Origin of the sequence: Nocardia vinacea NBRC 16497 (assembly GCF_000308835.1) — a bacterium.
Classification (GTDB): Bacteria; Actinomycetota; Actinomycetes; order Mycobacteriales; family Mycobacteriaceae; genus Nocardia; species Nocardia vinacea.
Genome location: NZ_BAGN01000329.1, coordinates 1 through 1,997, shown reverse-complemented (window position 1 = coordinate 1,997; position 1,997 = coordinate 1). Strand labels below are relative to the sequence as shown.

The 1,997-nt window shown below is 66.5% G+C and carries 2 protein-coding genes and 1 pseudogene; 1 reads left to right on the top strand and 2 read right to left on the bottom strand.

Translation table 11 applies throughout. The annotated features are described in order from the left end of the window. A partial coding sequence (locus ON44_RS52075; protein WP_218007671.1) for a hypothetical protein occupies positions 1-244 on the top strand: 244 nt, incomplete at its 5' end. A 792-nt stretch (positions 245-1,036) separates the two neighbouring features. Here ON44_RS52075 and ON44_RS33750 read toward each other — a convergent pair. Both ON44_RS33750 and ON44_RS33745 read right to left on the bottom strand, forming a co-directional pair. Further along, on the bottom strand, positions 1,037-1,483 hold the full coding sequence (locus ON44_RS33750) for a hypothetical protein (RefSeq protein WP_040698115.1): 447 nt from the start codon (positions 1,481-1,483) through the stop codon (positions 1,037-1,039). A 201-nt stretch (positions 1,484-1,684) separates the two neighbouring features. Then, positions 1,685-1,997: pseudogene (locus tag ON44_RS33745) on the bottom strand (hypothetical protein); the annotation flags it as partial.

Sequence of the window (1,997 nt, the reverse complement as noted above, 5' to 3'; positions counted from 1 at the left end):
AGACCTGCTGACCGGTCCCTTCGCACCCTGGTCCCTCTGGGTGGCCTGCCCCGCGGCGAGCGGATTCTTTTTCGCGGCCTTCGGCCGCGCGGCTGTTCGGGCTCGTAGCGCGCAGGGGCTGGTTTGTGTGTCTGTTCCCTCCGGTATGGCCTGGGGCGTTTCGATCACGCGGGCTCCGGGCGTCAAGGGTGGCCGCAGGCCATCGGCGCAGCCGACGCCGCCAGGCGCCCTTGATGTTCGGTGACCGTGTGATAGGCCCCTGCTCAGGTCATACCGGAGGGAACAGACACACTCCGCGCGCAGGCCCGCGCGACCGCCAGGTCGCGATACCCGCCTGCCACCGCGCCGCGCGCCACACCACTCCGGGCACCACGCCAGCCGCGTGCAGTAGACCGCAGCCACGCGCACCCGACGCCACCACCGCCACCGTTGCCCAACGCACCACGCACACAAACTTTCCGAAGTACTCCCAACGCAACCCATGTCTTTTTTCTTTTTCACTCAACCACCACCCCACCCATCCCTTTTTTGTCTTTTGATTTCTGATTGCTCCCACCCCCACCCCCGTCCGACATCTCGTTGACCACGAAGTGGGTGATGAGATGTCGGACGGGGGTGGGGGTGGGAGTGAGCAGAAATCCCGTCTGTAACCGCAGCTCAGGGGATGGGTGGGGTGGTGGTTGAGTGCGCCAAAATCTATCGTATTAATACGATAGATTTTGGCTACTTTCGTGGTGGGCTTTTGGTGCTCAAGATCGACAAGTTCAGCCACCAAGATCGACTGCCGACACCACGGGTCGGCCCTTCCTCGGCCGGATAGTTTGAGCCCGGTTCGCCGGTCGTTCAAGGGCGCTCCTGGCGTCGCGTCGGCTGCGCCGATGGCCTACCGGCCACCCTTGAGCGCCCGGCGCCCCGGGCTCGGTTTGCCTTCGGAGGAAGGGGCCGGGGAACAGTCAGGGAAAGAAGGCCAGCCGACAAGCTGGAGACACGAAAAAGCCCGGCCGATTTCTCGGCCGGGCTTCCGGTTGTGGTGGATCTATGCGGCGGGCGGAAGGTAGGCGCGCAGGTCGTAGTTGCGGCCGTAACCACCTTCGACCGGACCGGCATACAGCAGCCCGTCCAGCTGCCCGCCGATCGCGACACCACCAGCGCGGGCACGACGCACGCCCGCGGCGATAGCGCGCTGTACATCCCGGTCCAGAGTGATCGCACGCAAGCCGTCATCGGCCTCGTCGTCACGCTCGGTGGTCTCAAGGATCAGCTGCGAATCGATGACCGGATCCCCGGCCTGGGCGACCATCGGCTTGCGGTTCACCCAGAACAGCGGCTGCCCCTGGCTGTTGTGCCGATGCCGGCGCACGACGGCGACGATCTCGCCGGACACCATCGCGCCGATCTCGACATCACGACCGAACGGATTCCGGGCACCTTGCCCCATCAGCTCGGCGTTGATCTGGTCCAGGTCACTGAGTGTGTTGGTCATTGTGTTCTCCGTGGTTGAGGTGGTGAAAAGGGGTTGAAGGGGGCAGGCTCACTGCCTGCCCTCGAAGGGCTCTGCCCGTGTGGCGGTAAGAGGCTCGCGGGTCCAGGGTGGCCAGAAGGGCCATCGCCCGGCCGGGCGACGCTTGCGCCCTTGACGCGGGAGGGACCGCCGCACACCCTCCCGCACCACCGGGGCTATCGATCAGCGAACCAGGCTCAGCACCTCCCCACCGGGGTCGTCGCCGTCGTCAACCGGGTTGACAGCGGCGAGGATCTGCGCGACACGGGAATGCGACAACCCGACCACGGCACCGATCCGGCGCGTGGATTCCCCGGCCGCCGCGCGGCGGCGGATCTCCGCGTCCCGCTCCGCGTTCGGGTCGCTGTCTACCGCCTCGACAGCGGCTGTAGACCCGGTGTCCAGCGCTGTCCGGTCGCTGTCCAGTCCTGTCCACTCGCTGTCCAGCCGTGTCGAGTCCGCGTGAATCGGTGTCAACCCCGGCTCCGGGCGCGGG

Excerpts from the sequence above, each read along its gene's own strand:
- ON44_RS33750 (WP_040698115.1), bottom strand. The coding sequence starts at position 1,483 with ATGACCAACACACTCAGTGACCTGGACCAGATCAACGCCGAGCTGATG.